The sequence below is a fragment of the Streptomyces canus genome (assembly GCF_041435015.1).
GTDB classification, from domain to species: domain Bacteria; phylum Actinomycetota; class Actinomycetes; order Streptomycetales; family Streptomycetaceae; genus Streptomyces; species Streptomyces canus_G.
Genome location: NZ_CP107989.1, coordinates 6,955,415 through 6,979,339, shown reverse-complemented (window position 1 = coordinate 6,979,339; position 23,925 = coordinate 6,955,415). Strand labels below are relative to the sequence as shown.

At 71.1% G+C, this 23,925-nt stretch carries 20 protein-coding genes and 3 pseudogenes; 10 read left to right on the top strand and 13 right to left on the bottom strand.

Annotated elements, in window-relative coordinates; all coding sequences use genetic code 11:
• Window positions 1-108: 108 nt before the first annotated feature.
• Complete coding sequence (locus tag OG841_RS31820) at window positions 109-1,662, top strand: APC family permease (protein ID WP_328638243.1); 1,554 nt, start codon at window positions 109-111, stop codon at window positions 1,660-1,662.
• A gap of 23 nt (window positions 1,663-1,685) precedes the next feature.
• Here the strand turns inward: OG841_RS31820 and OG841_RS31815 are convergent.
• A pseudogene (locus OG841_RS31815) lies at window positions 1,686-2,195 on the bottom strand (sensor histidine kinase); the annotation flags it as partial.
• On the opposite strand from OG841_RS31815, the gene OG841_RS31810 reads away from it, so the two are divergent.
• Window positions 2,136-2,351, top strand: coding sequence for an ABC transporter permease (locus OG841_RS31810; RefSeq protein ID WP_371571075.1), 216 nt, complete (start codon window positions 2,136-2,138; stop codon window positions 2,349-2,351). The pseudogene OG841_RS31815 and the gene OG841_RS31810 overlap by 60 nt on opposite strands.
• Before the next feature lie 43 nt (window positions 2,352-2,394).
• Here OG841_RS31810 and OG841_RS31805 read toward each other — a convergent pair whose 3' ends face one another.
• Window positions 2,395-3,588, bottom strand: coding sequence for a DUF418 domain-containing protein (locus OG841_RS31805; protein WP_371567490.1), 1,194 nt, complete (start codon window positions 3,586-3,588; stop codon window positions 2,395-2,397).
• 191 nt (window positions 3,589-3,779) lie between these two features.
• Between OG841_RS31805 and OG841_RS31800 the strand changes: the two genes are divergently transcribed.
• Window positions 3,780-4,451, top strand: coding sequence for a response regulator (locus OG841_RS31800; protein WP_371567488.1), 672 nt, complete (start codon window positions 3,780-3,782; stop codon window positions 4,449-4,451).
• Entirely contained in the window at window positions 4,448-5,557 is a 1,110-nt protein-coding gene (locus OG841_RS31795; protein WP_371567486.1) for a sensor histidine kinase, read from the top strand. Before OG841_RS31800 ends, OG841_RS31795 begins: the two co-directional genes overlap by 4 nt.
• Before the next feature lie 84 nt (window positions 5,558-5,641).
• Here the strand turns inward: OG841_RS31795 and OG841_RS31790 are convergent.
• Window positions 5,642-5,818: pseudogene (locus tag OG841_RS31790) on the bottom strand (ATP-binding cassette domain-containing protein); the annotation flags it as partial.
• Between the two features lie 141 nt (window positions 5,819-5,959).
• Window positions 5,960-6,145, bottom strand: a complete 186-nt coding sequence (locus tag OG841_RS31785) for a hypothetical protein (RefSeq protein ID WP_328638247.1) — start codon at window positions 6,143-6,145, stop codon at window positions 5,960-5,962.
• A gap of 236 nt (window positions 6,146-6,381) precedes the next feature.
• Here OG841_RS31785 and OG841_RS31780 point away from each other — a divergent pair, with 236 nt between their 5' ends.
• The 4 genes from OG841_RS31780 (at window position 6,382) to OG841_RS31765 (ending at window position 10,194) form a co-directional block, all read left to right on the top strand.
• Complete coding sequence (locus OG841_RS31780; protein WP_371570884.1) at window positions 6,382-7,518, top strand: DUF418 domain-containing protein; 1,137 nt, start codon at window positions 6,382-6,384, stop codon at window positions 7,516-7,518.
• Between the two features lie 164 nt (window positions 7,519-7,682).
• Window positions 7,683-8,588: an NADP-dependent oxidoreductase gene (locus OG841_RS31775; protein WP_328638248.1), complete on the top strand. Its 906-nt coding sequence runs from the start codon at window positions 7,683-7,685 to the stop codon at window positions 8,586-8,588.
• A 53-nt stretch (window positions 8,589-8,641) separates the two neighbouring features.
• Window positions 8,642-9,703, top strand: a complete 1,062-nt coding sequence (locus OG841_RS31770) for an alkene reductase (protein ID WP_328638249.1) — start codon at window positions 8,642-8,644, stop codon at window positions 9,701-9,703.
• 11 nt (window positions 9,704-9,714) lie between these two features.
• Entirely contained in the window at window positions 9,715-10,194 is a 480-nt protein-coding gene (locus OG841_RS31765; protein ID WP_328638250.1) for a MarR family winged helix-turn-helix transcriptional regulator, read from the top strand.
• A gap of 58 nt (window positions 10,195-10,252) precedes the next feature.
• Here OG841_RS31765 and OG841_RS31760 read toward each other — a convergent pair.
• The 6 genes and pseudogenes from OG841_RS31760 to OG841_RS31735 form a co-directional block, all read right to left on the bottom strand.
• Window positions 10,253-10,333 (bottom strand): annotated as a pseudogene (locus OG841_RS31760) (DNA-binding response regulator); the annotation flags it as partial.
• On the bottom strand, window positions 10,321-10,740 hold the full coding sequence (locus OG841_RS31755) for a hypothetical protein (RefSeq protein WP_371567483.1): 420 nt from the start codon (window positions 10,738-10,740) through the stop codon (window positions 10,321-10,323). The gene OG841_RS31755 and the pseudogene OG841_RS31760, both read right to left, overlap by 13 nt.
• A gap of 91 nt (window positions 10,741-10,831) precedes the next feature.
• Entirely contained in the window at window positions 10,832-11,674 is an 843-nt protein-coding gene (locus OG841_RS31750) for a carbohydrate ABC transporter permease (protein WP_328638252.1), read from the bottom strand.
• A gap of 7 nt (window positions 11,675-11,681) precedes the next feature.
• Window positions 11,682-12,635, bottom strand: coding sequence for a carbohydrate ABC transporter permease (locus OG841_RS31745; protein WP_328643524.1), 954 nt, complete (start codon window positions 12,633-12,635; stop codon window positions 11,682-11,684).
• Window positions 12,636-12,774: 139 nt separating this feature from the next.
• Window positions 12,775-14,115: an ABC transporter substrate-binding protein gene (locus OG841_RS31740; RefSeq protein ID WP_371567480.1), complete on the bottom strand. Its 1,341-nt coding sequence runs from the start codon at window positions 14,113-14,115 to the stop codon at window positions 12,775-12,777.
• A gap of 120 nt (window positions 14,116-14,235) precedes the next feature.
• On the bottom strand, window positions 14,236-15,255 hold the full coding sequence (locus OG841_RS31735) for a LacI family DNA-binding transcriptional regulator (protein ID WP_328638254.1): 1,020 nt from the start codon (window positions 15,253-15,255) through the stop codon (window positions 14,236-14,238).
• A 180-nt stretch (window positions 15,256-15,435) separates the two neighbouring features.
• On the opposite strand from OG841_RS31735, the gene OG841_RS31730 reads away from it, so the two are divergent.
• Entirely contained in the window at window positions 15,436-16,821 is a 1,386-nt protein-coding gene (locus OG841_RS31730; RefSeq protein WP_371567478.1) for a mucin-1, read from the top strand.
• 90 nt (window positions 16,822-16,911) lie between these two features.
• On the opposite strand, the gene OG841_RS31725 is transcribed toward OG841_RS31730, so the two are convergent.
• Window positions 16,912-18,375 (bottom strand): benzaldehyde dehydrogenase, encoded by a 1,464-nt coding sequence (locus OG841_RS31725; RefSeq protein WP_328638256.1) that lies wholly within the window; start codon window positions 18,373-18,375, stop codon window positions 16,912-16,914.
• 135 nt (window positions 18,376-18,510) lie between these two features.
• Here OG841_RS31725 and OG841_RS31720 point away from each other — a divergent pair, with 135 nt between their 5' ends.
• Window positions 18,511-20,955: a SpoIIE family protein phosphatase gene (locus OG841_RS31720; RefSeq protein ID WP_365117533.1), complete on the top strand. Its 2,445-nt coding sequence runs from the start codon at window positions 18,511-18,513 to the stop codon at window positions 20,953-20,955.
• Window positions 20,956-21,033: 78 nt separating this feature from the next.
• Here the strand turns inward: OG841_RS31720 and OG841_RS31715 are convergent, their stop codons facing one another.
• On the bottom strand, window positions 21,034-22,428 hold the full coding sequence (locus tag OG841_RS31715; protein WP_365117536.1) for a prolyl oligopeptidase family serine peptidase: 1,395 nt from the start codon (window positions 22,426-22,428) through the stop codon (window positions 21,034-21,036).
• Between the two features lie 59 nt (window positions 22,429-22,487).
• Window positions 22,488-23,921, bottom strand: coding sequence for a CitMHS family transporter (locus OG841_RS31710; protein ID WP_371567475.1), 1,434 nt, complete (start codon window positions 23,919-23,921; stop codon window positions 22,488-22,490).
• Between the last annotated feature and the right edge of the window lie 4 nt (window positions 23,922-23,925).

The window sequence follows — 23,925 nt, the reverse complement described above, 5'->3', positions numbered from 1 at the left end:
TTCGGCAATATCCGGTCAAGAGTTCCCAATGAACGCTTGTGAGCATGTGCGGCGGCGCCGATCATTGGCCGAATTCCGCCTGTACCGCTCATCGGCAGGAGCCCCCTGGTGACCGCTGGCCCCATAACCTCAGAGCCGGCGGACGCGCCGACGGCAGCCCGGTCGGAACGCCAGAAGCTGCGCAAGCACTTCGGCCGCTTCGACATCCTGTTCTTCCTGCTGTGCACCATCGTGGGCGTGGACACCATCGGCACGGTGGCCTCCTCCGGCGCGGAGGCGTTCACCTGGCTCCTCGTGCTGGCCGCCGTGTTCTTCGTCCCCTCGGCCCTGCTGACCGCCGAACTCGGCGCCGCGTTCCCCGACGAGGGCGGCCCCTACATCTGGACCAGCCGCGCCTTCGGCCGCCTGGCCGGCGCGGTCAACAACTTCCTCTACTGGATCACCAATCCGGTCTGGCTCGGCGGCACCCTCTCCGTCTCCGCCGTCACCGCGTACACGACCTTCTTCAACGGCGGCAAGGACCTGAGCACCCCGGCCTTCTACGTCTTCACCCTCGCCTTCGTCTGGATCGGGGTCCTCGCCGCGATCCTCTCCTTCGACGTCGGCAAGTGGATCCCCACCATCGGCGCGTGGAGCCGCTTCCTCCTGCTCGGCCTGTTCACCGCCACGGTCGTCGTCTACGGCGTCCAGCACGGCCTGCACGGATTCGGACTCGGCGACTTCTCCCCGACGTACGCGGGCTTCGTCGGCCTGGTGCCCGTCCTGATGTTCAACTACGTCGGCTTCGAACTCCCGAGCACCGCGGGCGACGAGATGACCGACGCCCAGAAGGACGTGCCGTACGCCGTCTTCCGCAGCGCCGCCCTCTCCGTGCTCCTCTACGCCCTGCCGATCCTCGGCATCCTGCTCGTACTGCCCGTCAAGGCCATCAGCGGCCTCGGCGGCTTCATCGACGCGATCCGCCAGGTCTTCACGGTCTACGGCGGCCATGTCGCCGGCGACGGCACCGCCACCCTCAGCGGCGCCGGGAGCGTGCTCGGGGACCTGGCCGCGGTCCTGTTCATCCTCACCGTGCTGTCCTCGGGCGTGACCTGGGTGATGGGCTCCGACCGCGCCCTCGCCGTCTCCGGCTACGACGGCGCGGCCCCGCGCTTCCTCGGCGTCATCTCCAGCCGTTTCGGCACGCCGGTCCGCGTCAACGTCCTCAGCGGGCTGGTCTCCACGGCCGTCCTGGTCCTGGCCCACGAACTCACGAACGGCAGCGCGGCGAAACTCTTCGGCGCGGTCCTGGGCCTGGCCGTCTCCACCACCCTGGTCAGCTACCTGGGCATCTTCCCCGCGCTCGCGGTGCTGCGCCGCAAGGCCCCGGACGTCCCGCGCCCGTACAAGGCGCCCGCCCCGCTCGCCATCAGCATCGTCCTGACCCTGCTCGTCCTGTTCGCCTGCCTCCAGTTGGTCGCCCCGGGCACCGGCGACGGGTGGTTCGGCCCGGACTACGCACCGGACGGCTGGAGCCACCACGAACGCGTCAAGTACCTCCTGACGGAGGCCCTCCCGCTGCTCGGATTCATGCTCCTCGGCGTCCTGTTCTGGGCACTGGGGGCGCCTACGCGCAGGGCGGAGGCCGAGGCGGCCACCCGGGCGGGCGAGCTGCTCGGCTGACACCCGGCACCCGGGGACAGCGGTCACCGAACGGCCCGCGTCACCCCTTGGTCGGAGGCGTACGGCAGGCGCAGGGTGAAGACCGTTCGCGTGTGCGGGGTGCTGGTCACCGAGACCGTGCCGCCGTGGGACTCGGTGAGCTGGCGGACGATGGCCAGGCCCAGGCCGCTGCCGCCGGTCTGGCGGCTGCGGGACTTGTCGGCACGCCAGAAGCGGTCGAAGACGTGGGGCAGGTCATCCGCGGCGATACCGGTGCCTGTGTCGGCGACCTCGATCACGACCTGGTCGCCGGCACGGCGGCAGCTCAGGGTGACGGTGCCTCCGGGTGGGGTGTGCCGCAGGGCGTTGGACAGCAGGTTGCCGAGGGCCTGGCGCAGCCGCACCGGGTCGGCGCGGAGGGTGGGGGTGTCCTCGACGCGGGTGGTGAGCGTGACGCCGGCGGTTTCGGCCCGGCCTCGGTGGGCGGCGGCCACGTGATCGAGGAGTTCCCGCAGACGCAGGGGTTCGGGGTGCAGCCGGAGCCGGCCACCGTCGCCTACGCCGCCCATCAGGACTGGCCACCGGTCATCCCGCTCACCTCGGTGACCGCCGGGTTGGGCGGCGCGCTCCTGATCGGCATGCTGGCCGGCGCCTACCCCTCCCTGCGCGCAGCCCGCATGACCCCGACGGAAGCCCTGGCGACGACGTAGCAGCGGCAACGCGCAGGGGGATCTGGTCGCGCTCGGATGCGTCTCAGTGGATGCGCCGGGCGATGGCGGTCGCCCGGCCCATCAGCCATTCGAGCGGCCCCCTCCGGAAGAAGCGGGACCAGAGGGTGGCGAGGACGGTGACGGACACGATGAAGCCGAGCAGGATGTACAAGGGCTGGACGGCCGCTCCCTCGGTGTCCAGGAGCCAGATGGCGACGATGTGGAGGACGTACGCCGTCAGCGACATCGAGCCGACCGCGATGACGGGCCCGGCCAGGCGGCGCAGCCGGGGGAAGGCGTCCACGGCGGCCAGGCACGCGGTGATCACGAGGATCGCCACACCGGTGTTGCCCACGATGGACAGGGTCGCCTCGCTGTGCGGGGAGGCGACCAGCATCCCGGCGGGGCCGTCGCCGAAGATGCCGTCACTGCCGGGCGAGGCGGACGACATGGACGACGTGCCGCCGCCCGCGGCCTCCCGTACGGCTTCGGCGGCACCGGGCACGAGCCGCACCGCCAGCCAGGAGCCGCCGTAGCCGGTGACGGCGAGGGCGACGCCGGTGGCGGCGAGGCGTGTCCGGACGGCCGTGGCGGCCAGGTCGCAGCGGGCGACAGCCATACCGGCGATGACGAACGGGACCCAGGTCAGGGCCGGATAGCCGCCGGTGAAGAGCAGCGAGACGACGCCGTCGGCCTGGCCGACGGTCGGGAACGCGCGGCCGCCGACCACCGGCTTCAGCGCGTACAACAGCTGCGGGCCGACCAGGGCCCAGCCCACCGCGATCATCGCCAGCGGCTTCGCGCCCAGCCGGTACAGCGGGAGCACGAGCAGGAAGAACAGTCCGTAGAAGGCGAGGATCGGCACGACCGGGGTGCCGGTCATGGTCAGGGCGGTGCCGAGGGCCAGAAGGATCACGGCCCGGATGATCACCTTGGCGACGGCCTGGCGGCCGGCCTGCCCGGTCTTCGGTGTGCGGCGCCCGGTGATGAGGGCGACCGCGAAGCCGGCCAGGACGGCGAACAGGGCGGAGGAACGGCCTTGCGCCAGCTCCATCAGGAAGCCGATGACACCGCCCTGGTCCGGGGCGGGGCCCACATGGACCGCGTACATGCCGAAGACGGCCAGGCCGCGGGCCAGGTCCAGCCCGATGAGTCGGCCCACGCCCGGCGTGGGCTCACCGCGCTGGTGTTCAGGGGATGGTGCGACGGCCGGTGGGGAGTCCGCGTGCTGTGTCATGCCCCTCAGGCTGGAGACCGGGCCGGTCGTGGAGTATCCGGCAGAAGGCCGCGACGCCCCTGCCGACCGGAGGGTGGTACCCCGCCGGGTGGCTGGAGCTGCCGCTCACCGGGCCGTCGGGGCTTCGCGGGGGCTTTAAGGTCGATTCGGCAGGGGGTGGACGACATGGACGAAGGTGAGGCGGAGCGCACGTGATCCGGGTAGTCGTGGTGGACGACGAGGCGCTGGTCCGGTCCGGGTTCGGGCTCATCCTGGGTGCCTCGGAGGACATCGAGGTCGTCGCGACCGCGAGCGGTGGCGACGCCGTCGAGACCGTCCGCCGGGAGCGGCCCGACGTGGTGCTGCTGGACATCCGGATGCCGGACGTCGACGGGCTCACCGTCCTGCGCGAGCTGCGGACGATGCCTGACGCTGCGGTGGTGGCGATGCTGACGACGTTCGACGCCGACGAGTACATCCTGACCGCGCTGCACTCCGGCGCGGCCGGTTTCCTGCTCAAGGACACCGAACCGGAGCAGCTCGCCCACCTGGTGCGCACCCTGGCCGCGGGCGGTGTGGTGCTCTCCCCCAAGGCCTCGCGGACACTGCTGCACAGCCACCCCGGTACCTCGTCGGCCGTCGACGCGGACGCGGCCCGCGTCCGGCTTCTCACCGCCCGCGAGCGTGACGTCCTCGTCCTGGTGGCGGAGGGGCTGTCGAACGCCGACATCGGGGCGCGCATCCATCTGGGGGCCGGCACGGTCAAGGACCATGTGAGCGCCATCCTCACCAAGCTGCGGGTGACCAGCCGGGTGCAGGCCGCGCTGCTCGCGCAACGGGCCGGGCTGCTCGGCGAGCGCCCGCAGCCGCGGGCCGGGCGATGAGACGCGCCCCCGCACCGTGGCAGCGGGTTCCCGCGCCGGTCGTGGACGTCGTCCTGGCGGCGGTCGCGGCCGTGGACGTATGGCTCAACATGTGGGACCACACGCGGGTCGGCGTCGCGCTGGCGGCGCTCGGCTGCTCGGCGTTGGTCTTCCGGCGCCGGTTTCCGCTCGGCGTCTTCGTGCTCACCCTGCCCATCGCGCTGATGCAGGATGTGGCCGTCGCCGTGCTCGTCTCGCTCTTCACGCTGGCCGAACGGTCCCGCGACCGCCGTCTTCTCGCGGTGTGCGTCGCCCTGTCCGCCGTCGCGGGCAGTACTCCGTGGCCCCTGGCCGACGTCGGCCGGACCATGACGCTGGTCATCTTCGTGTACAGCCTGGCGACCGCCGCGGCCCCCGTCCTCTTCGGCCAGCTCCTCCAGGCGCGACGGGACCTGGCGCGGCGGCTGGCCGAGATCGAGGAGGCCCGGGAGCACGAGCGGGCGCTGCACGCCCAGGCCGTCCTCGCCCGCGAACGCGCCCAGCTGGCCCGCGAGATGCACGACGTGGTGTCCCACCAGGTCGGCCTGATCGCCGTCCGGGCCGGGGCCCTTCAGGTCGCCGCCAGGGACGCGGACGCCGAGGAGGCCGCCCGCACCATCCGTTCGCTGAGCGTCACCACCCTCGACGAACTGCGCACCATGGTCACACTGTTGCGCGCCTCGGGCGGCCGTGCCACCGAGCTGACGCCGCAGCCCACACTGGCCGATCTGCGCAAACTGGTGGAGTCGAGCGGCACTCACGCGAAGTTGTCGGGGGAGCTTCCGCCCGCCGTGGGCACACCCGCCCAGCGGGCCGTCTACCGCACGGTCCAGGAGGCGTTGACGAACGTCCGCAAGCACGCCCCCGGCGCCACGGCCCGCGTCGAACTGTGGCAGGACGGCGACGACGTCGGAGTGACCGTCGTCAACACCGCGCCCACGCGTCCCTCCCTGCCCCTGCCCGGTTCGCGGCATGGCCTGGTCGGCCTGCGGGAACGGGCCGACATCCTGCACGGCACCCTGGAGGCGGGCCCGACGGCGGAGGGCGGTTACCGGGTGCGGCTGCGGATTCCCCTCGGTGCGGACTGACCGAACAGCGGGTGGTGGGTCACCGCACGGGGGCCAGGAGCCGGGTGGCGGCCGGCTGCGTGTACAGCCGGTCCTGGTTCACCCGGTGGTCTCGCGGGCCACGTCCACCATGACGTCCCGGAGTGCCGGCTCGTTGGCGGCGTCGAGTGGTGAGGTCGCTTCGTCCAGAAGCGGCAGCCGGGGCTTGCGCAGCAGTGCGCGGGCGACGGCGATGCGCTGCCGCTCGCCGCCCGACAGCCTGGAACCGCGGTGTCCGACCGGTCCACCAGGGCCCTCGTGGCCAGCGGCTGGACCAGTCCCCCGGTGGCCCGACCAGGGCGCACAGCAACCCGAGGGCGACGGCCCACCGGTGTGGCCGGACATGTGCGTACAGGGCCTTGGCCGTCTTCCTTGCCTTCTGGCTCAGGGGGCGAAACCGGCGGTCCGCGTGGCGAGGTAGTGCACCACCTCCGCGGAGACGTCGGGACGGACGACGAACAGGGCGAAGGCACCCGCCGCGGCCGTAAGCCCGAGGAATTCCAGAAACTCGCCCCTGCGAGAGAGGGCCTCACGCTCCAGGGGCTCCTTGTGTCCCGCTCGGTGTGTCATGCCTCCAGCCTGGAGGCCCGGCCGGCCCGCGCCCATCCGGCGACCGTCGGGTCCACCCCCGCCGACCGGCGGGGCCCCTACCGAAGACTGCCGGATGGTCCTCCCCCCGACGGCCACGCGAGATTCTCCGTATGAAGATGCAGCCCCCGCAGGAGACATCGGCTCCGCAGGACAACTCGCCTCCGCAGTCCCGTACTTCACCCGAGTCCGCCGGGCCGGCCTCACCGGGTCCTTCGATGGGACGCCTCGTCGGCGTGGACCTGGCCCGCACGCTGGCGGTGTTCGGCATGTACGTCGTGCACATCGGCCCCCCGCTGTCGGCCACGGACGGCGTCGCCAGCTGGGTCCGGTACATGGCGGACGGTCACTCGTCGGTCCTGTTCGCCACCCTCGCCGGGTTCTCGGTGATGCTGATCGCCGGCCGCCGGGAGCCGAAGACCGGCCTGGCCGGCCGTCAGGCGAGGGCCAGGATCGCGATCCGCGCCGTGGTCCTGCTGGCGCTGGGCACCGCGATGGCGATGGAATACGGCGGAGTGATCATCCTCGGCTTCTACGGGGTCTACTTCCTGCTGGCCCTGCCCCTGGTGCGCCTGCGCGCCAGGACACTCGCGATCGTCGCCCTCTCCCTCGCCCTCGTCACACCACAGCTGGCGTTCGCCCTGAATTCGCTGCTGACCGAGTCGGTCCGGCAGAGCATCAACACCTACGACCCGCTCCACCGGCTCAGCGAGGTGGGCGTACTCGATCTGCTGTTCACCGGCTTCTACCCGACGATCACGTGGATTGCGTTCGTGATCGCCGGTATGGCGCTGGCCCGCCTCGACCTGTCCCAGACCGCCGTCCAGTGGCGCCTGGCCGCGCTCGGCGCCGCCCTCACGGTGACCGCGTACGGCATGTCCCTGCTGCTGGCCGGCAAGGACGCGTTGAGGAGCACGGCGGAAGACGGGCCGGCGTCCGCCGGCTCCGGGTCGATGCCCCTCGACAGCGGGTCGTTCGAGCCCCAGGTATCGTCGCTCCTGACGGCCGGGCCGCACAGCGGCACCACGTTCGACATCATCGGCAGCGTGGGAGTCGCGATCCTCGTGATCGTGGGCGCGACGGTGGCGATGGACCGCCTGCCGCGACTGCGCCGCCTGGCCAAGCCGGTCATCGCCGTGGGGACCATGTCCCTGACGGCCTACGTCGGCCACTTCGTCATACAGGGCTGGCTGCCGTGGTTCGGCGCGACCCCCGACGAGGAGTCCTGGACGACGCTGCTCCTGTTCGTCCTCGGGGCGATCGTGTTCGCCGCTACCTGGTCCCGCTTCTTCCGCCGCGGACCCCTGGAGTACCTGCTCAACGCCGCCACCAAGCCGGCCAAGCACATCCGATGAGGCCCGGCCGGGGTGGCTCGCCGCCACGTCCCACCCCGGCCCGACCGTCGCCGACCACCTCTCTCCGCCACCATGACAGCAAATGATTGGCTAGCCACATGTTTGCTGTTACCTTGGTTATGTGTCCAGCCACCTAAATGGGTGGCGGCACGAGAGGAGTCGTCATGAAAGCCATCCTGTTCGACCGTTTCGGAGGCACGGACGTGCTGCGCGAGGCGGACATCGAGGTCCCGCAGCCCGGCCCCGGGCAGATCCGCGTCCGCGTCAGGGCGGCCGGGCTGAACGCGCTCGACGGCAAGATCCGCTCCGGGGCAATGCAGGCCGCGTTCCCCACGCCGCTCCCCGCCGTCCCCGGTGCCGAGCTCGCCGGCGTGGTGGACGCCCTGGGGGAGGGCGTGCAGGACGTGCGGGTGGGCGACGAGGTGCTGGGCTGGTCGGACACCGGCTCGTACGCCCAGTACGCGCTGGCCACCACCGTGGCGCCCAAGCCCGCCGGCCTCGACTGGCAGCACGCGGTCGCGTTGCCGGTGGCGGGCGAGACGGCCGAGCGGGTCCTGGACCTGCTCGGCGTCGCCGCCGGGGAGACCGTACTGATGCACGGCGCGGCCGGAGCGGTCGGCACCCTGGCGGTCCAGCTCGCCACGGCCCGCGGAGCGCGTGTCATCGCCACCGCCGGCCCCGCGAACCAGGACTACCTCACCTCGCTCGGCGCCACCGCGACCGTCTACGGCGAGGGTCTCGTCGATCGGGTCCGGGCGCTCGCCCCCGACGGTGTGGACGCGGTGTTCGACCTGGCCGGGAAGGGGGCCCTGGAGGACTCCATCGCCCTGCGCGGCGGCACCGAGCGCATCGTCACCATCGCCGACTTCCGCGCGCACCAACTCGGCATCACCTTCTCCAGCGGTGGCCAGGAGCGCTCGGCCGCCCGCCTGGCCGCCCTGGCCCAGGACGCCGCGACCGGCAAGGTCGTCACCACCGTCACCGCCTACCCGCTCGCCCAGGCCGCCACGGCCCAGCAGGTCAGCGACGCCGGGCATGGCCGGGGCAAGCTCGTCCTCACCCTCGACTGATCACGCCCGCCTTCCCCTCTTGTTCCGATCATCACCGCACCGAAGGACCGCTCATGCTGAACGCCCTGTGGACACCGACCACCGTCGGCGACATCTCCCTCCCGCACCGCCTGGTCATGGCCCCCATGACCCGTGACCGCTCCACCCCCGAAGGCGTACCGACCGAACTGAACGCCGAGTACTACGCCCAGCGGGCCTCGCACGCGCTCATCATCACCGAGGGAACCCAGCCCAACGCCGACGGCCAGGGCTACCTCCTCACCCCCGGCATCCACAATGACGACCAGATCGCCGGGTGGCGCAAGGTCACCGACGCCGTGCACGCGGCCGACGGCCGGATCGTCATCCAGCTGATGCACACCGGACGCATCGCCCACCCCGACAACACTCCCCACGGCCGCCGACCGGTCGCCCCTTCGGCGGTCCAGCCGCAGGGCGCGATGTTCACGGCGTCCGGGCCCCAGGAGATGCCGACGCCCCGCGCGCTGTCGACGCAGGAGGTCGTGGCGACCGTCGACGACTTCCGGCGCGCCGCGGCGGCCGCCGTCGCGGCAGGCGCCGACGGCGTCGAGATCCACGGCGCCAACGGCTACCTCGTGCACCAGTTCCTCGCCGACAACACCAACCAGCGCACCGACCAGTACGGCGGTTCCCTCGACAACCGCATCCGCTTCGCCGTCGAGGTCGCCACCGCCGTGGCCGAGGAGATCGGCGCCGACCGCACCGGCCTGCGCATCTCCCCCGGCAACCCCTACAACGACATCGCCGAGTCCGACACCGCCGAGCTGTATCCGGCGCTCCTGCGTGCGCTCAGCCCGCTCGGCCTCGCCTACCTCCACGTGCTGCACGCGGGCGACGAAGATCTGCTGGGCACCCTGCGCGCGCTGTGGCCGACCACGCTGATCCTCAACCGGGCCGGCACCGACCTGCCCACCCGCGCCAAGGACATCGACCACGGCACGGCCGACCTCGTCTCCGTCGGCTCCCTCGCGCTCGCCAACCCGGACCTCGTCGAGCGGCTACGCTCTGACGCGCCGCTGAACACCCCCGACCCGTCGACCTTCTACGGCGGCGGAGTGGCCGGCTACACCGACTACCCCATCCACACCGCTTGAGGAACCGCACCATGGCCGCCCCGACACCACGCACTCCCACGACGGCCGGCGAGGGGCCGATGAGCTACGCGATCTTCCAGCTCGCGCGCGCTCACCGCGCCCGCGCCGCCGCCATGCTCCGCGAGATGGACCTGCATCCCGGACAGGAACTGCTGCTGATGCAGCTCCTCGACCGGGACGGCCAGACCCAGTCCGAGCTGCTCGAAAGCGTCGGGCTCGACCACTCCACGGTCTCCAAGTCCCTGCGCCGCATGCAGGACGCCGGCCTCCTCGTGCGTGAGCCGGCCGCACACGACCGGCGCGTCATGGTCGTCCACCTCACCGACAAGGGGCGTGCCATGCGGGAGCCCATCGCGGCCATGTGGCAGGCCCTGGAGGAGACCTCCGCACGGGACCTGTCGGAACAGCAGGCGGAGTCCTTCGTCCGCACCGCCCACGCCATCACCGACGCGCTCAGCAGCCGCGCTCTTCCGCGGGAGGAGTGCGAGTAACTCCCACGACGAGCTGGGCGCGGCACGGCACCGGTGACGGGCCCGCGTGCCGTTGCGGTCAGGTGGTGAGGCCGGCGTCGCGGGCCACGAGTGCGGCCTGAACCCGGTTGGTGACCTCCAGCGCGGTCAGGATGCGGCTGGCAGGGCCACGTCGCCGGCCTGGTTGAAGGAGGGAGGACGGACGGCCGCGACATCGTCCAGCTTGCTCAGCATGGTGTACGCGTCCTGGGCGGCCGCCTTGGGATGGTCGCTGTCCCGGGCGTCGACGCCCACGGTGAGCGGTCCGTTGAAGCCCGGCCCGAAGCCCTTGCCGAGGGTGTCGTAGGCGATGCGCTGGGTGGTGCCGGGGGGCTTTCCGGAGTCGTCGTTCAGGGCCATCTTCAGGGACATCGCGGGGATGGCCAGCACGGCCAGGCCGGCCACCGAGACCGCGAGCACCTTGATGGGGTTGCGGGTGACGAACCTCCTCGCCAAGCGCACGCCCATCACCTCGCCCTCGCCGCGCTCCAGCGCCTTCATACGGCGGGTGTGCAGCGTGCCCTTCATGATCCGCGGGCCGGCGAAGCCGAGGACCGCTGGGCGCCTCGAACACCACCCGTGCGGTGGCGCCGTCGGCGGAGGCCCGGTCGGCCTTCGCTCAGCCCTTGACCGCGGAGCTGGCCACGCCCTGGACGAACCAGCGTTGGAAGAACGCGAAGACGATCAGGACGGGCAGGACGAGAAGGACGCCGAAGGCGAGTATCTGGCCCCAGTCCGGGGGCTGTTGGCCCTGGAAGACGCTCATCTCCAGAGGGAGGGGCCGGACGGAGGGGTCGGAGACCATCAGGACCGGCCACAGGAAGGAGCCCCACTGGGTGAGGAAGGTCAGGATCGCGACGGAGGCGAAGACCGGTTTGCTCATCGGGACGACGATCGCGAAGAAGGTGCGCCACGGACCCGCGCCGTCCAGCCGGGCCGCCTCCTCGATGCTCGGCGGGATCGAGCGGAAGAACGTGTGGAACTGGTAGACCGAGAAGGCGTTGGCCACGAACGGGATCGCCTGGATGTAGATCGTGTTGCGCTGCTCGTTGAACATGTAGAACAGCGGCACGGCCACCGACTCGAACGGGACCAGCATCAGCAGCAGGACGAGCGTGAAGACTGCCTCCCTGCCCCGCCACTTCAGCCGTGACATTCCGTACGCGGCCATCGAGTTGACGAACAGGCCACCGGTCACGACCACGAACGCGACGAGCAGCGAGATGCCCATGAAGCGCCAGAAGTAGCCGGTGCTGTCGGAGTTCAGGGCGTCGAGGACGTGCGCGTAGTTGTCGAAGGACAGGTGAGTGGGGAGGAAGCCGCTCAGGCCGTTCAGTACGTCGTCGGAGGGCTTGAGACTGCCGAGGAGCAGATACAGGACGGGCAGCACGAAGAGGAACGCCAGGACACTGAGGACGGCGTAGTCGGCGAAGCGGCGCAGGGGCGCGCGGGTCGTGGCCATGGTGGGGTCAGTCCTCGTTGTCGGGCCGGACGACGCGGCGCTGGATGAGGGTCAGGGCGACGACGATCAGGAAGAAGACGACGGTGATCGCGGACGCCTGACCGATGTTGTTCTGGTCGAAGGCGGTGCTGACGGCCTGGTACATGACCGTCCGCGTGGCGTCCTCGTCGAGACCGCCGCCGTGGATGAGGACGTACACCTGGTCGAAGACCCGGAAGGACAGCACCGAGGTCAGCATGGCGACGAAGACGAGCGTGCCGCGGATGCCGGGCAGCGTGACATGCCGGAACTGCTGCCAGGGCGTGGCCCGGTCGAGATCTGCGGCCTCGTAGAGCTCGCCGGGGATCTGCTGGAGGCCGGCCAGCAGGATGACCATCTGGAAGCCGACGCCCTGCCATACCGACAGCACGATCACCGAGGCCATGGCGGTGGCGGAGTCGCCGAGCCAGTCGAAGGCGCCCCAGTTGCCGAAACTCACCGCGTGCAGCGCGGAGTTGAGCAGGCCCTGGTCGCTGCGGGCGAGGATGAGCCGCCAGATCACGGCGACCAGCGTCATGGGGAAGACGACCGGCATGAAGAAGAGGGAGCGGAAGAAACCGATGGCCTTGAGCTTGCGGTTGAGCAGGATCGCCAGCGCCAGCGCCAGGCCCGTCTGGAGCGGTACGACGACGACGGCGAACGTCAGGTTGTTCAGCAGGGCCCGCAGGAAGGGGCCCGACAGGTCCGGGTCGGTGAACAGCCGCCGGTACTGCTCCACGCCGAAGAACGAGGGGGCCAGGGGCGAGCCGAGGCGCACGTTGTAGAAGGAGAGGACGACGGCGTAGCCGAACGGGATGCCGACGAAGGCGACGAGCCCGGCGACGGCGGGGGCGGACATCAGCAGTCCGTGCAACCAGTCGCGATTCCTGGGCCTCTTCTCGGGCCCGGAACGTATCGGCCGGGCGGTGTTCACGGCGGTCATGGGCGGGCTGTGCTCCCGGTCGGGGACCGCGGCGGGCGCGGGGTCCAAGGGGTCCACTGGTTCCACTGTCTTCACGGGTGGGTCCTGTTCCCGGCGCGGCGGGCAGCGTCTGCGCGTACCCGCCGCGGCCGACACGGTCCTACGGGATCTTGTATCCGGCGTTGTCGGAGAAGTCCTGGTCGATGGCGCGGGCCGCCTTGGCCAGCGCGCTCTTCGGGTCGGCGCCGCCGTAGATCGAGTTCAGGGCGTCGCTGAACTTGGCGGTGACCGTGGGATATCCGGCCGTCACCGGGCGGGTCACGGCGACGCAGGACGTGGTGATGGCGCTGTCGCCGCAGGGCTTGGCGAGCTGGTCGGCGAAGAGCTGGAGCGGGCCGCCCTTCTTGTAGAGGGTGCTGGCGGCGAGCGCGGTCTTCGTCGCGGGCGGGGCGCCGTTGGCCGTCGTCATGGCGGTGACGTTGGTGTCGTTCATGAGGTAGTCGAGGAAGGCGCCGGCCGCCTTGGCGTTCTGGGTGTTGGCGCCGATGCCCCAGGCCCACGAACCCTGGCCCGCCTTGGGGCCGTTGCCGAAGTCGGGCAGGGGAAGGACGACGAGGTCGCTGCCGAGGGCCTTGCTGTAGGCGGGGTACATCCAGTGGCCGACCCAGCTGAGAGCGACGCGGCCCTTGGCGAAGGCGTTGCCGTCCGTGTTGGGGTCGGTGGAGGCCTTCCAGGACTGGAAGGTCTTCATGGCCGAGACCACGGCCGGGGTGTCCAGGGCGCCCTCCGCCTTGCCGTCCTTGAGCAGGGAGCCGCCGGCCGACCAGACGATCGGGGAGAAGCCGTACGTGCCCCACTCGGTGGCCAGGCCGTTGTTCTCCTGGAGGTCGACGACCTTGCCGTCGGAGTCCTTGGCCTTGAGCGCCTTGAGCGCGGCCGTGAACTGAGCGGCCGTCCAGTCGTCGGACAGGCCCGTCGGGTACTTCACCCCGGCCGCGTCCAGCAGCTTCTTGTTGCCGTAGACGCCGAGCCCGGAGTCGTACATGCCCAGGCCGTAGTGCTTGCCGTCGATCTCGCCCTGCGCCTTGCTCGCGTCGGTGGCGTTGCCCAGGGTCTTGGCGGAGACGTACGAGTCGATCGCGGCGAGCTTCTTGTTGTAGACGAAGTTCGCCATGGTCGGTCCGTCGAACTCCATCACGTCCGGCAGCTGGGAGGCGTCGGTGGCGGTGATGGTCTTGGTGTAGTCGTTGCCGGGTATGAGCTTCAGCTCGACCTTGATCTTGCTCTGCGAGGAGTTGAAGGACTTCACCGCGTTCTGCAGGGCGGTGTCCTCGCTCTTCTGGCCCTGGTGGGCCCAGACACTGATCGTGCCCGTGCCGCTGCCCGCGTCGGCGGAGGTGCCACCGCTGCCGCCGCCGCAGGCGGCCAGGGCGACGAGGGGCAGGACGAGGGCCAGGCTCGTACAGGCCGTGCGGCGGTACCTTCTGCTGGTCGAGCTCATGGATGTGCCTCCGTGCGGTGCGAGGGTTTCGAAGTGCGCTGGTGCTTTCCGGCGTGGGGCGTGGGGCCTCGGGCCTGACGGCCGGGAGGGGTCACTGGGGTCGGCGCGGGCTCGGCGGGGTCACTGAGGTCCGCGCGGGCGCGGCGGGGCGGTCGTCTCGCGCAGGACGAGACGGATGGGCATCTGCACGTGCCCGGGTGCCTCGGTGCCCGGCTCGTCGAGCTGGCGCAGCAGCAGCCGGGCGGCCTCGGCGCCCTGGCCGGCCACCGGCTGGGCGACGGTGGTCAGTCCGATCACGTCGGCGAGTTCGTGATCGTCGAAGCCGACGACGGACACGTCGTCCGGCACCTTCAGCCGGTGCCGCCGCAGGGCGCGCAGCGCGCCCATCGCCATCTCGTCGGACTGGGCGAACACCGCCGTCGGCGGCCGGGAGGCGGCCAGCAGTTCGGTCATGGCCCGCTCGCCGCCCTCGACGGTGTAGTCGCCGTCCGCCTCCAGGGCCGGATCGTGCTCGATCCCGGCCTCGGCCAGCACGTCCAGGTACGCCTGGCGTCGCGCGATGGGCGTGGTCCAGTGCTGCGGCCCGCTCGACCCGCTGATCATGCCGATCCGGCGGTGGCCGAGGTTCACCAGATGCCGTACGGCGCTCTCCGTGCCGGCCCGGTCGTCGATGCCGACCACGGTGAAGCCGGGCCTGGGGCCGCCGACCGTGCCGGCCAGCGGCACTCCCAGGGAACGCAGTGCGGCCGACTCCTCTTCGTCGGGAATGAGCAGCGACAACAGCGCGTCCACCCGCTTGCGGACCGGCATCCTGGTGAAGAAACGCTTGCGTGTCTCCGGTGAGCCCAGGTTGTACAGCAGGACGTCGTAACCGGCGGCGCTGAACACGTGCTCGGCGGCGTCCAGCACCGTGCCGAAGAACCAGCGGCCCACGTACGGGACCACGACGCCGATGGTGAAGGTGCGCCCGCTCGCCAGGCTGGACGCCGACTGGGACGCCGTATAGCCGAGTTGCGCGGCGACGGCCGTGATCCGGGCGCGCACCTCGTCGGACACGCCCTGCCGGCCGCGCAGGGCGCGGGACACCGTGGACGCCGATACTCCGGCGGCGCGGGCGACATCGGTGATGCTGACGGTCACAGCGCATTTCTCCCGTCGGTTTCACGTCGGTGTGATCTGGGGGTGACGCGACCGTAAACCCGGCCCTCTTGTTGCACAAGCGTTTGCGTTCAGTTTTACTGGGGCCGATTCTCAAGCGAGACCTTCTGGATCACTGGTCAGCGCACGCGTTTGCGCGCTGCGAGCCGACAGGAACTGTGCATGCGATACGCCCCGCCCGGCCTCTGCGTGAACGACTTCGCCCTGCTCCGCGACGACGACGGCACCTACGCCGTGCTGCACCTGCAGGGCCCGTGGACGGCCGAGTTCGACCACCTGAGGATGGAGACGTCGTACGGCCGGGCCACGTCCACCGATCTGGTCCGCTGGAAGCCGGAGGGCACCGCCTTCGGCAACGGCCTGCCCGGCCGCTTCGACCAGCAGGCGGTGTGGACCATGCACCCCTTCCGCCATGGCACCGGTATGGCGATGTTCTACACGGGCGTTTCCGGTCTCACCCCCGACGGCTGGCCGCTGCAGTCGGTCGGGCTGGCGTACGCGGACCGCACGGACGGCACCGGCTGGCGGCGCCACGGCACCGGGCCGGTCGTCGAGGCGGACGGGCGGTGGTACCGCACCGGCGAACGCATGGGCTGGCGCGACCCGTTCGTCGTGCGTGACGACGAGTCGGACGGCTGGGTCATGGTGGTCTGCGCCGCCGACGCCTCGCTGCCGGTCGAGGTCAGCGGCTGTGTGGCGTGGGCGACTTCGGACGACCTGGAGCACTGGACCGTGCAGCCCCCGCTCATCTCACCGGGCGACGTGGACGAGTTGGAGTGCCCGGTCCTGGAACGCCTCGACGACGGCAGCTGGTTGCTGATCGGCTCGATCGGCGCAACGCGCGGCTTCGAGGCGTGGACGGCGCCCCGGCTACGCGGCCCCTGGACCCGCCGCGGCCCACTCGGCCCAACGGGCGCCTACGCCCCGCGCGTCATCGCCGCTCCCGACGGCTCACCCGTCGTGCTGCACACCACCCCGCGCCGAGTCGGCCTCACCGACTCCGGCGAGCGCTGCCGGGGGATGCTCGCCCAGCCCAAGTCCCTTGTGGTACCGGAGGATTCGGCGCCTCGCCTGGAGTGGTGGCCGGGCCTGGACGGCTGGCTCGGCGAGGAGACGGAGGAGCCGGCGCTGCACGCGGTCGGCGACGTGGACGTCTCCGGGCGGATCGAGATCACCCTGCGGACCGGAGACGACGGCCGGCCCGCCCTGGCCGTCGGGTGCGACGGCAAGAACCTCTGGGTCACCGGCCCCGAGGGCAGCCGGCTCGGCGAGTCCGACCTGACCGAGCCCGCCGCCACCCTGCGCATCCTCACCATCGGTGAGTACGTCGAGGTCTACGCCGACGGCGTCTTCGCCCTGACCGGCCTGTGCTACTCGGGTCACCCCGCCCCCTGGACAGCGGTGACGGAAGGACGTACCCGCACGCTCCCCGTCCGCCCGGTCCGCCTGCCCGACCCGGGCCGCGACGACGCGTCGGCCGTCTGGCCAGGGCCGGTAGGGAGCCTCCACCGCCTACCGCCAGATCGACGGCACCAACGTCGACAGTGACTGATGACATCGCACCGGACTCGTACGACCGACATGACCCGGACCGCACCTGGCCGAACTGCGGCGCGGACGCGGTGGGCACCGTGGGCGTCAGACCGATTCGGTCACCGTCATCCAGCGCCACTGGGTGAACTGCTCCAGGTTGGCGGTGCCGCCGATGCGGGAGCCATTGCCCGATGCTCCCATCCCGCCGAAGGGAGCGTTCGCGGCGTCCTTGGCGGAGACGTCGTTGAGGTGCACCATGCCGGTACGCAACTGCTCGGCGATGGCCGCCGCCCGCGGCACCGAACGGGAGTGCACAGCCGCCGTCAGGCCGTATTCGGTGTCGTTGGCGATCTCGACGGCCTCCGTGTCGGTACGGAACGCGACGACGGGGGCGACGGGCCCGAAGACCTCCTCGGTGAAGGCGGGCATGGTCCGCTCGACGTGGTCCAGGACGGTGGGCGGGTAGAACAGCCCGTCGCGGCGCCCGCCGGCCAGCACCCGCGCCCCGGCGGCCACGCTCTCGTCCACGATGCGCTCGATCCTCGCGGCCTGGCGCTCGCTGATCACGGGACCGAGCGCCACGCCCTCCTCTCGGGGGTCGCCGACGCGCAAGGCCTTGGCCTGTCCGATCAATGCCTCGGTGTACGGCTCCACGAGGTCGGCGTGCACCAGATGGCGTCCGGCGGCGACGCAGGCCTGCCCCTGGTAGCCGAAGGAGCTCATCGCCCCGGCTGCCGCGGCGGCGTCCACGTCCGCGTCGTCGAGCACGACGATCGAGTTCTTGCCGCCCAGTTCCAGAGCCACCCGCTTGAGCCCGTCGCCCGCGGCCCGGGCGACCGCCCGTCCTGCCTCGGTGGAGCCGGTGAACATGACCATATTGACGTGAGGGTCGGCCACGACCGCCTCACCGGTGCCGCGCCCTCCGGGCAGGACGTGGAGCAGCCCGTCGGGCAGTCCGGCATCCTCGAACAGCCGCGCCACGACGACGCCGCCGGACACCGGTGTGTGGGGATCGGGCTTGAGCAGGACGGCGTTGCCCAGCGCAAGGGCGGGTGCGAGGGCCCGTATGGCGAACAGCAGGGGGGCGTTCCAGGGGTTGATGACGCCGACCACGCCCAGCGGTACCCGCCATGCGCAACTGGCCTGGCCGGGTGTCGGCGGGTTCAGGATCTCGCCGCGAGGCAGCGAGGCGAGCCCGGCGGCCTGACTCAGCTGGCTGAGTCCGGCCGCGATCTCGTAGTCGCCCTTCGCCGGGACGCCTCCGGACTCCCGGACGATCCACTCACGGATCGCCCCGCTGTTCTCGCGCAGTACCCGGGCGGCACGGAGCAGGACCTCGGCGCGCTCCTGGGGTGTCGTTCCGGCCCAGGCCCGCTGAGCCCGGGCGGCCAGGGACCCGGCCCGGGCGACATCCGCGGGCGCCGCCACGCCCACCTCCGCCAGCCGCTCTCCCGTGGCGGGTTCGTTCACCGACTGAACCCCGCCCTCGGACTGCCGCCAGCCGCCGCTGTAGATCTTCCCGGTCCATTCGGTCGCGTCCGGCCACGTTCCTTCGCCGGTGGCAGTCATGGCACGCCCCTCCGTCACCCATTTATTTATATCTTTTTTGCGCCTATACCCTTATAAAGCATATATGTCTCACCACTCTCCCGGTTGCTCCTGGCCGGGGCGGGACGCACGGTGGAAAGACCAAGGTGAGGGCGGATGAACGTGATGACGGGTTCGGAGGCCGCCGACGACGACCGGTCGTCGCGCCGGCCGGACGACCTCATCGACGAGTCGGCCACAGCCAGAGCCACCATGGATCCGGACGGCATCGTGACCGGGTGGAGTGAGGGAGCACGGCGGCTGCTCGGATACCGGTCCGCCGAGGTCGTCGGCAGGCCCGCGGCGACGCTGCTCGCCGGAGCGCCGCCCGCCGAGACGCTGCGTTCTCTGCACACGCTGCCGCGGTGGAACGGAACGGCGACTCTCCTGCACCGGGACGGCCATCGCCTCGCGGTGAACCTGCTGGCCCACCGCCGGGAGCCCGACGGCGAGGTCAAGGGGGGCGGCGAGTGGCTCCTGGTCTCCCCGCTGGCCCGGCCGTCGTCGCCTCTCCAGAACGACGCACTGGTGAAGTGGGCGTTCACGCGGTCCCCGTCCACGACGGCGCTCTACGACACCGGCCTCCGGCTGAGGCGCGCGAACGCGGACATGGAACGGGTGATCGGCCTGCCCGAAGCGGCGATGCAGGGGTTGCGCGTGTCGGAGATCGTGGTCGACCCGGAGGGCGACCGGACGGAACAGTGCATGCGGCGGGCGCTGGAGACCGGCGAACAGCAGCATCTGCAGCAGATCCTGCACTTGGCGGGCCACGAACGCGAGAGCATCTGGACGACCTCGCTCACCCCGGTGCGGGACGCCGGGGGAACGGTACGGGGGGTGCTCCTCTCCGCACACGACATGACCGAGGAGCACCTGGCCCGGGGACGCCTGGCGCTGCTCAACGAAGCCAGCATCCGCATCGGCAGCACTCTGGACCTCGCCCGGACCGCTCAGGAACTCGCCGACGTGGCCATCCCCCAGCTCGCGGACTTCGTCACCGTCGACCTGCTCCCCGCCATCGAAGGCGGCGACGACCCGCGCGCCGGTTCACCGCCCAGCCCCGTCATGCTGCGCCGTGTCGCCTACCAGTCCGTCCTGGAGGGCTCCCCCGAGGTCGTGGTGGAGCGCGGAACGGTGGCCGCGTACCCGGACGATTCGACTGCGGCCAGGTGCCTGACCACCGGCCGGCCGCTGATCGAGAACGTGACCACTTCCTCGATGGACCGGGTGGCGAGTCAGACGCCGGACCGGGCCGAACGGATGCGACGCTACGGCTTCCACTCGGTGCTGGGCGTGCCGATGCGCGCCCGCGGCATCACTCTCGGCGTGGCCACCTTCTCCCGCCACCGGCGCCCGGAACCCTTCGAGCAGGACGACCTGCTCCTGGGCGAGGAGATCACCGCCAGGGCCGCCGTCTGCATCGACAACGCCCGCCGCTACACCCGCGAGCGCCGCACCTCCCTGACCCTCCAGAGCAGTCTCCTGCCACAGCGGCTGCCCCCTCAGGCCGCCGTCGACGTCGCTTCCCGTTACCTGCCCGCCAGCACGCAGGCCGGCGTCGGCGGCGACTGGTTCGACGTGATCCCGTTGTCCGGCGCCCGGGTGGCGCTCGTCGTCGGCGACGTCGTCGGCCACGGCATCCAGGCCTCGGCCACCATGGGACGGCTGCGCACCGCCGTGCGCACCCTGGCCGATGTCGACCTCCCGCCCGACGAGCTGCTGACCCACCTGGACGACCTGGTCATCCACCTGTCCGCCGAGGCCGACAGCGCAGCCGGCACCAACGGCGACATCGGCGCGACCTGCCTGTACGCCGTCTACGACCCGGTCTCCAGGCGCTGCACCCTGGCTCGCGCGGGCCACCCCGTACCCGCGGTGGCGACTCCGGACGGCGCCGTGGAATTCCCCGACGTCCCCGCGGGCCCGCCGCTGGGGCTGGGCGGCCTGCCCTTCGAAGCCACCGAGATCGAACTGCCCGAAGGCAGCCTCCTCGCGCTGTACACCGACGGTCTCGTCGAGGACCGTGGACACGACATCGACACAGGCCTCGACGCGCTGCGCGAGGTGCTGGCACGGCCGGCCTCGTCCTTGGAGAGCACCTGCGACACCGTGGTCCGGACGCTGCTCCCGGACCGCCCCGCCGACGACGTGGCGCTGCTGATAGCCCGCACCCGCGCCCTGGACGCCGCCCATGTCGCCACCTGGGACGTGCCGCACGATCCCTCAGCGGTCGCCGAGGCCCGTAAGAACACCTGCCGGCAGCTGGCAACCTGGGGCCTGGAGGAAGCCGCCTTCGTCACCGAACTGGTCGTCAGCGAACTCGTCACCAACGCCATCCGCTACGGCGGCGCCCCCATCCAGCTCCGGCTCATCCGCGACCGCAACCTCATCTGCGAGGTCTCCGACGCCAGCAACACCGCCCCCCACCTGCGCCGCGCCCGCACCTACGACGAAGGCGGTCGCGGCCTGCTCCTGGTCGCCCAGCTCACCCAGGGCTGGGGGACCCGCCAGACGCACACCGGCAAAACGATCTGGGCCGAACAGGCCCTCCCCACCACCTGACAGCGGAGCGGATCAGGTCCCCACGGCGCATCACGGGAGGGCGGGTGGGAGCGCGGCGACCGCACAGCGAGGGGCCGGCTATCGGGATTGTTCGAAAAGCCAGTCGATGACCACGTCGTTCTCGTACGTCTGGGCCCATGCGAGGTGTGGGTTCAGCGGTGTCGTTCCGGCCGTGTAGCTCGTGAACAGCACATGGCTGCGCGTGGCCCTGGCCTCCCGCAGGAGAGCCCGTGACCTGGCCTCGAACTGGGCCTTCGGCAGATCGTTGGCCCACTCCCCCCGGCTGACCCGTGCGCCGGCGGTCTCCAGGGCGTTCATCAGGGTCCAGGTGCCGGGCTTGCCGAACCGCCCCTCCCGGTAGGGGACGACCGGGTCGTCGACGGAGTGGTCGGCCCAGATCGGGATGTGCGTGATCTTTTCCATGACCGCCGGGTCGCCCCAGCCGGCTGTGGGCAGGGCGGCCGCGAACGCGTCGGGCCGCTTCGACAGCAGGCTGTAGATACCGCGACCGCCCGAGGACAGTCCGACGAGATAGAGCCGGTCCCTGTCCACCACTCGCGAGTGCGCGCTCACGAAGGTGTCGATGAGTTCGATCAGAGCGGCCTGGACCTTGGCGTCGGTCCAGTCCGTGCCGTCGGGTCCGTCCATGGGACGGGGCAGGGGGATCTGCGGAGAGAGGACGAACGCGGGGTCGCGGCGCTGTCGTTCCGGTTTCGCGAACGTGACCGCGACCCGGTTGGAAGTGAGCTGGGTCATGTTGTTGTCCGCGACCTCGCCACCGCCGTGCAGGGTGATGACGAGCGGGTACCGCGTGCGCGTCCCAGGATTCCGAAGGAAGCCCGCAGGCTGGTACAGCCGGAAGTCCAGTTCGAAACCCGCGGAGTCGGTGAAGGAACCGGCGGTGAAGTCGTCGACCACGGGAGTGATGACGTCGTCGTTCCGGTTCGCGAACGGACCGGCCCTGAGCACCGTTTCGCCTCCCGGGGTACGTATGTCAGCCACCTGTCTGACGGAGTACGCACGGTCGAGCGGCAGGGGATCGGTGCCGGCGGCCCGCGCGTTGGAGTCGTTCGGGTCGAGTTCGACGATCAGGTACTCCCCCGGTCGTCCGGGGTGAGGGCGGTCGTCCACTTCGGCGGCGGTGTTGGAGTAGACCCGGGTCACCGTGCGAGCCGCTGTCTGCCCGCCCACGGTGGCCTTCACCTCGAAGGCGGAAGGCAGGATCACCCCACCGCGTAAGTCGACGCGCTGCGCGTACCGGAGGGCGACCGCTGTCACCAGCCAGTTGTTCCTCGGCGTCACCTGCGTGAGGAGGTCCGTCCGCAGGACCGGATCGAGTCCGGGGGCCGCTTGTCGTCCCTCGGACGGCGCTGTCGAGTGGTCGGCGGCCGCCGCGGCCGCCGTGCTCACGGTCGGCGCCGTGACCGCACCCGCGGTGGCTGCGAGCACCGTGCGTCTGGTGATCCGTCTCATGGGTCCTCGTCTCAGTCGGTGGGGGCATCCGGGTCAGGTGCCTCTGTACGTGGCTCCGGTCACAGGGGGAAGGCGCCGGTCACCAGGGCGCCGGCGGTCATGACGAGCGTGGTGGCGAAGGCCCAGCGGAAGATGAAGCGCTGGTGTTCGCCGAGCGACACACCGCTCATGCCGACCAGGATGAACGTGGACGCGGTGAGCGGACTCAGCGGGAACCCCGTGGTCATCTGGCCGAGAATGGCGGCCCGGGCGACCTCGGCCGGGTCCGTGCCGAAACCGTTCGCGGTCTCGGCGAGCACGGGCAGTACCCCGAAGTAGTAGGCGTCCGGGGTGAAGACCAGACTCAGCGGCATGCCGGTGACGGCCACCGCGACGGGCAGGTGCGACCCGAACGAGTCGGGGACGACGGAGACGAACGCCTCGGCCATCTCGTCGATCATCTTGGTGCCGCTGAGGATCCCGGTGAGGACGCCGGCCGCGAAAATCATCGTGGTGACCAGGACCACGCTCTTGGCGTGCTGGTCGAGCAGCGCCTGCTGCTGCTCCCAGGTCGGATGGTTGACCAGCACCGCGATCGCGAACCCGAGGACGAACAGCACCGGAAGCGGCAGCACTTCCTGGATCAGGCAGACCACGAGGGTGATGGTGAGCAGGAGATTGAAGATGTTCAGCCAGGTCCGCGGCAGCGGCGGGACCCGGACGGCGCCTGGCCCGTCCCCGGGGGACCGGATGGCCTGCGGCTCCTGCCCGTCGGCCGTCGTGGCAGTGGCCTGCCGGCTCGGTTCGGCTGCCGCGGCAGCCGTCGAGGCGACGGGTTCACGGGCGTCCCGCTCGTCCTCACCCTGGCGCACGTCCGTGGCCGGACCCGGCGGGGGCAGCGTGCCGAGACGGTTGCGCTCCCGGCGGCCGAGCAGGTACGAGGCCACCAGCACCCAGGCGACGCCGAAGCCCATCGCGGGCAGCACGGGGTTGAAGACGTCGGAACTGTCCAGCTTCAGCGCCGCCATGGCCCGTACGGTCGGCCCACCCCAAGGGACCATGTTCATCACGCCCGCGCCCAAGCAGACCACTCCGGACAGCACCAAGGGGTTCATACCGAGCCTCTTGTAGACCGGCAACAGCGCGGAGACGGTGATGAGGAAGGTCGAGGCGCCGTCGCCGTCCAGGGCCACGCACAACGTGAGGACGGCCGTGGCGACGGTGATCCGCAACGGGTCTCCCTGCGCCGCGCGCAACAGAGCTCGGATCAGGGGGTCGAAGAGCCCGGCGTCCACCATCAGGCTGAAGTACAGGACCGCGAAGGCGATCATGATGCCGGTGGGGGCCACCTTGGACAGCCCGCCGAGAGTCAACTCGCCCAGATCGCTCGCGAAACCGCCGATGAGCGCCGCCAGTACCGGCAGCAGGATCAGAGCGACCAGCACCGAGGCGCGTTTGGTCATGGTGACCAGCAGGAGGACGGCGATCGTGGCGAAGCCCAGGGCTGCCAGCATGGCG